This is a genomic window from uncultured Friedmanniella sp. (genome assembly GCF_964244285.1).
Classification (GTDB): domain Bacteria; phylum Actinomycetota; class Actinomycetes; order Propionibacteriales; family Propionibacteriaceae; genus Microlunatus.
The window spans coordinates 436,426-442,662 of record NZ_CAXTHT010000004.1; the positions used below are offsets into that span (position 1 = coordinate 436,426).

Annotated in this window: 1 protein-coding gene (only partly in view); it reads right to left on the reverse strand. The window is 71.5% G+C overall.

Annotation, left to right across the window (positions count from 1 at the left end; genetic code table 11):
- Positions 1-6,202, reverse strand: the beginning of a protein-coding gene (locus ACFE7W_RS13135; protein ID WP_375425245.1) for a hypothetical protein. Its footprint begins 20,942 nt before the window's first position; the window shows 6,202 of its 27,144 coding nt (coding positions 1-6,202); its start codon is at positions 6,200-6,202; its stop codon lies off the left edge, out of view.
- Positions 6,203-6,237 lie beyond the last annotated feature (35 nt).

A 6,237-nucleotide genomic window follows, 5' to 3' on the forward strand; every position in this document is an offset into this window, starting at 1 on the left:
CGGTTGTCGTCGTGCAGCTGGTGCTCGCGTTCGGGGCCAGGGTGGTGGTCGGGCAGGTCGTCGAGCCCGCCTTGGGGTCGGTGATGGCGAGGCCGCTGATGGTCTGGGAACCGGTGTTTCTGACCAGGAAGCTGTAGCCGATCCGGTCGCCGGCATCGACCCGGCCGTCGGCGTTGGTGTCGACGGGGGTGTCCGCGGACTTGGTCAGTCTGAGGGTGGCGTCGGGGATCGTGGCCAGGGAGGTGGAGTCACTGTTGGAGGTGACCGTGGACCCGTCGGGGCGCCGGGCGGTCGAGTAGGCGGTGTTGTCACCGGCGCCTGCGTCGACGTCGGCCTGGGTGATCAGGTGGGCGCCGCTGCAGACGGTGGAAGCGCTGGGCGCCAGCGTGCTGACCGGACAGGTGGCCGTGGACTTGGTGTCGACGACGGCGAGCTGGGTCAGGGACTGCACCCCGGTGTTGGTGACGGTGAAGGTGAAGGGGACCTGGTCGCCGGCATCGATCCGGCCGTCGGCGTTGGCGTCGACCGGGGTGCTGGCCGCCTTGTCGAACAGCAGGCTGGTCTCGGTGCTGGTCGTTGTGGAGACCGCGGACGCGTTCGAGACGGTCACGACGTTCGCCGGGTTGCGGCCGGTCGCGGTGGCGGAGTTGTCGACGGTGCCGGCGTCGACGTCGGCCTGCGTGATCACGTAGGGAGCCACCGTGGTGCAGGTGGTCGATGCCCCGGCCGCCAGGGTGGTGGCCGAACAGGTGGTCGCGCCGACCTTCGCGTCGGTGATGGCGATCTGGGTCTGGGTCTGCGCGCCCGTGTTGGTGACGACGAAGGTGTACGGCAGCCGGTCACCGGCGTCGACCCGGCCGTCGCCGTCCACGTCGGTCGGGGTGCCGGCCGTCTTGGTCAGGCTCAGCGTCGCCGCCGTCGAGGTCGCCGTCGACGTCGAGGACGCGTTCGCGGTGACGGTCGCGCCGGCGGGGTTCCTCGTCATCGCCATGGCCGTGTTGTTCACCGCGCCGGCGTCCACGTCGGCCTGGGTGATCGGGTAGGGGTCGACCGTCGTGCAGGTGGTCGACGCGCCCGGGGCCAGCGTCGTGACCGGGCAGGTCGTCGGCCCCACCTTGGCGTCGACGATGGCGAGTGAGGTCAGGGTCTGGACCCCGGTGTTCGTGACCAGGAACTCATAGGAGATCCGGTCCCCGGTGTCGGTCAGCCCGTTGCCGTTCATGTCGACCGGCGTGCCGGCGGTCTTGGTCAGGGTCGCCGTGGCCAGCGTCGAGGTCGGGGTCGAGGTCGAGGAGCTGATCGACGTCACCAGCTGGTCGGCCGGGTTCCGACCCGTTGCGGTGGCCGTGTTGTCCACCGTGCCGGCGTTCACGTCGGCCTGGCTGAGCGCGTACGGGTCAGTCGTGGTGCAGGTGGTGGACGCCCCCGGCGCCAGCGTCGTGACCGGGCAGGTGGTGGGCCCGACCTTGCCGTCCACGATCGCGACCCCGGTGATCGTCTGCACGCCGGTGTTGGTGACGAAGAACGAGTAGGAGACCGCGTCACCCACGTCGACCCGGCCGTCGTTCCCGGTGTCGGTGGGCGTGCCGGCGGACTTGGTCAGGCTCAGCGTCGACGTGGTGGTGGTCGAGGTGGTGGTGGTGTCACCGTTGGAGGTGACCGACGTCCCGTCGGGGCGGCGAGCCGTGGCCGTGGCGCTGTTGCTCACCGCGCCGGCGTCGACCTGGGCCTGGGTGATCACGTAGCTGCCGGTGCAGGTGGAGGTGGTTCCCGGCGCGATCGTGGTGGCCGAGCAGGCGGCGGTGACCCGGTTGTCGTTGACCGTCAGCAGGTTCAGGGTCAGCGTGCCCGTGTTGGTGGCGGTGAAGGTGTAGGTGATCCGGTCGCCGGCGTCGGTCTGGCCGTTGCCGTTCACGTCGACCGGCTCGCCGGCGGACTTGTCGAACAGGAGGGTGCCCACCGCGCTGGTGGGCGTGCTCGTGGAGCTGCTCGCGGTCACCGTGCCGCCGGCCGGGTTGCGCCCGGTCACGGTGGCGGTGTTCGTGACGGCTCCGGCGTCCACGTCGGCCTGGGTGATCAGGTAGGGGTCCGTGGTCGTGCAGGTGGTCGAGGCCCTCGGCGCCAGCGTGGTGTCCGGGCAGCTCGCCTGGACCCCCGCGGCGGAGAGCTTGGGGTCGGAGACGGCGACGCCCGTGACCGTCTGGCTGCCCGTGTTGCTGACGGTGAAGGTGTACGACAGGCCGTCGCCGGTGTCGACCCGGCCGTCGTTTCCGGTGTCGGTGGGCGTGCCGGCGGTCTTGGTCAGGCTCAGCGTCGCCGTCGTGGAGGTCGGCGTCGAGGTGGCGTCGGCGTTCGAGGTGATCAGGGTGCCGAGCGGACCGCGTGCCGTCGCAGTCGCGACGTTGTCGATGGTGCCGGCGTCGACGTCGGCCTGCAGCACGACGTACGGGTCGGTCGTGGTGCAGGTGGTGCTGGCGGTGGGCGCCAGCGAGGTGACCGGGCAGGTTGTCGGCCCGACTCGAGCGTCGTTGATGGCCAGCGTCCCGATGGTCTGCAGACCCTGGTTCGTGACGACGAAGCGGTAGGCGATGGTGTCGCCGGCGTCGACCGAGCCGCTGATGTTGACGTCGACGGGCGTGTCGGCGATCTTGTCGAGCAGGATCCGCCGCAGGGTGCTGGTCGGGGTGCTGGTCGAGGAGGGGTTCGAGGTGACCGCGCCGCCGCCCGGCGCGGTGGCCGAGGCGGTGGCGGTGTTGTTCACGACCCGGGCGTTGGAGTCGGCCTGGGTGATGACGTACGGCGAGACGGTCGTGCAGCTCGTCGACGCGTCGGGCGCCAGGGTGGTCGTCTGGCAGGAGGTCGGACCGACCTTCGCGTCGGTGATGGACAGCCCGGTGAGGGTCTGGGCACCGGTGTTGGTGAGGGCGAAGCTATAGGCGATCGTGTCGCCGGCGTCGACGTAGCCGTTGCCGTTGACGTCGACCGGGGCGCCGGCGCTCTTGGTGAGGCTGAGGGTCGAGGTGGTCGCGGTCGACGTCGAGGTCGACGAGGGCTCGGAGGTGACGGCGGCGCCGGCCGGGTCGCGGCCCGTCACCGTGGCGGTGTTGTCGACCGACCCGGCGTCCACGTCGGCCTGGGTGATGACGTACGGGGTGGTCGTCGTGCAGGTGATCGCGTCGCCGGGGGCCAGCGTGGTGGCCGGGCAGCTGGTGGTGACTCCCTCACCCGCGAGCGACGGGTCGGCGATGGCCACCGCGGTGACGGTCTGCGTGCCGGCGTTCTCCACCACGAAGCTGTAGGCGAGGGTGTCACCGGCGTCGATCCGGCCGTTGCTGTTCACGTCGACCCGGCTGTTGACGCTCTTGGTCAGCTCCAGGGCGGTCGTCGCGGCCGTGGGCACGGTCGCGCTCGAGCCGGCGGAGCTGACGGTCGTGCCCGCCGGGTTCTTGGCCCGCGCCGTGGCGGTGTTGGTGACGGCGCCGGAGTCCACGTCGGCCTGGCTGATCGCGTACGGGACGCTCGTGGCGCAGGTCGTGGAGGCTCCGGGGGCCAGCGTGGTGACCGGGCAGGTCGCCATCGCCCCGCCGGTCGCGAGCTTCGCGTCCACGATGGCCAGGGTGTTCAGGGTGACCGCACCGGTGTTGGTCACGGCAAAGCTGTACGGCACCTGGTCGCCGGCGTCGGTCAGGCCGTTCCCGTTCACGTCGGTCGGCGTCCCGGCGGACTTGACCAGGCTCAGGCTCGAGGTGGTCGAGGTCGGGGTGCTGGTGCTGGCGGGGTCGGAGGTCACGACGACGTTCGACGGGTCGCGGCCGGCCACGGTGGCGGTGTTGGCCACCGCACCCGCGTCCACGTCGGCCTGGGTGATCGTGTACGGGGCCGTGCTGCAGGTGGTTCCGGCTCCGGCAGCCAGGGTGGTCACCAGGCACGTGGCGGCGCCCGCTCCGCCGGTCGCGAGCTTGGCGTCGGTGACGGCCACGCCGGTGATGGTCACCGAGCCGGTGTTGGTGACGCCGAACGTGTAGGAGATGCGGTCCCCGGCGTCGACCCGGCCGTTGCTGTTCACGTCGACCGGGGTTCCCGCGGTCTTGGTCAGGCTCAGGCTCGAGACGGCGGAGGCCTGGACCGCGGTCGAGGACGCGTTCGAGATGACCGGACCGCCGGTCGGGTTGCGACCGGTGGCCGTCGCGGTGTTGGTGACCGCACCGGCGTCCACGTCGGACTGGGAGATCGAGTAGGCCGTCGTCGTGGTGCAGGTGGTGCTCGCCCCGGGCGCCAGCGTCGTGGCCGGGCAGGTCGTGGCCACTCCCCCACCCAGCAGCTTCGCGTCGGCGACGGCCACCGAGGTGATGGTCTGCGCGCCGGTGTTGGTGACGGTGAAGCGGTAGGAGATCGTGTCGCCGGTGTCGATGCGACCGTTGGCGTTGACGTCGACGGGCGTACCGGCGGCCTTGGTCAGGCTGAGGGTGGCCACGGTCGAGGTCGGGGTGGAGGTGCTCGAGGCGTTGGAGGTGACGGCCGCTCCGGCGGGGTTGCGTCCGGTCGCGGTGGCGGTGTTGGCGACCGAGCCGGCGTTCACGTCGGCCTGGGTGATCACGTAGGGGTCCGTGGTGGTGCAGGTGGTCGAGGCGCCCGGGGCCAACGTGGTCGCCGGGCAGCTGGTGGCCCCGACCTTCCCGTCGGTGATGGCGAGACCGGTGACGGTCTGGGCGCCGGTGTTGGTGACCAGGAAGGTGTAGCCGACCGTGTCGCCGGCGTCGACCCGTGCGCTGGCGTTGACGTCGACCGGGGTGCCCGCCGACTTGGTGAGCAGCAGCGTCGAGCTGGTGGAGGTCGGGGTGGAGGTGGCAGCGCTGTTCGAGGTCGCGGTCGCGGTACCGGCCACGTTGCGCGCGGTCGCCGTCGCGGTGTTGTTCACCGCGCCGGTGTCGACGTCGGCCTGGGTGAGCGTGTAGTCGGTGCTGGTCGCGCAGGTGGTGCTCTGGCCCGGGGTCAGCGTGGTCGCCGCACACGTCGTGGCGCCGACCTTCAGGTCCACGATCGCCACCGTCGTCGCGGTCACGGCGCCGGTGTTGGTGACCGTGAACGTGTAGCCGATCCGGTCCCCGGCGTCGGTCCGACCGTCGCCGTTGACGTCGGTCGGCGTTCCCGCCGTCTTGGCCAGGCTGAGGGTGAACGCCTGCGAGGTCGGCGTGCTGGTGCTGGACGCGTTCGAGGTCACGCCGACGTTCGCGGGGTTGCGCCCCGTCGCGGTCGCGGTGTTGGCCACCGTGCCGGCGTCGACGTCGGCCTGGCCGATGGTGTAGGCCGCCGTCGTGGTGCAGGTGGTGGACGCCCCCGGCGCCAGGGACGAGGCCGGGCAGCTGGTCGCGCCCACCTTCACATCCACGATCGCCACGTTCGTGATCGTCTGGGCGCCGGTGTTGGTGACCAGGAAGCTGTAGGCCACCCGGTCCCCCGCATCGACGCGGGCGTTGGCGTTCACGTCGCTCGGGGTCCCGGCCGTCTTGGTCAGGCTCAGCGTCGAGGTGGTCGAGGTCGTGCTCGAGGTCGAGGCCGGATTGGAGGTGACCGTGGCCCCGGCCGGGTTCCTCGACGTCGCGCTCGCGGTGTTGTTGACCGCACCGCCGTCCACGTCGGCCTGGGTGATGGTGTAGGCCGCGGTGGTCGCACACGTGGTCGACGCTCCGGGGGCGAGCGTCGTCGCCGCACACGCGATGGCGCCGGCCCCCCCTCCTGACAACTTGGCGTCGACGACCGCCACCGTGGCCAGCGTCTGGTCGCCGGTGTTCGTCACCCCGAACGTGTAGGAGATCCGGTCCCCGGCGTCGACCCGGCCGTTGGTGTTGACGTCGACCGGGGTCCCGGCGGTCTTGGTCAGGGCGAGCGTCGCCAGCGTGGAGGTCGGGGTGGCCGTGGCAGAGGCGTTCGAGCTGATCAGGGCGTTGGCCGGGTTGCGGCCCGTCGCCGTGGCGGTGTTGGCCACGGAGCCGGCGTTCACGTCGGCCTGGGTGACCACGTACGGGGCCGTGGTGGTGCAGACCGTGCTGGCCCCCGGGACCAGGGAGGTGACCGGGCAGCCGGTGGCTCCGACCTTGGCGTCCACGATCACCAGGCCGCTCAGCGTCTGCGCACCGGTGTTGGTGACGGCGAAGCTGTACGCGACGGTGTCGCCGGCGTCCACCCGGCCGTTGCTGTTCACGTCGACCGGGGTGCCCGCCGACTTGGTCAGGCTGA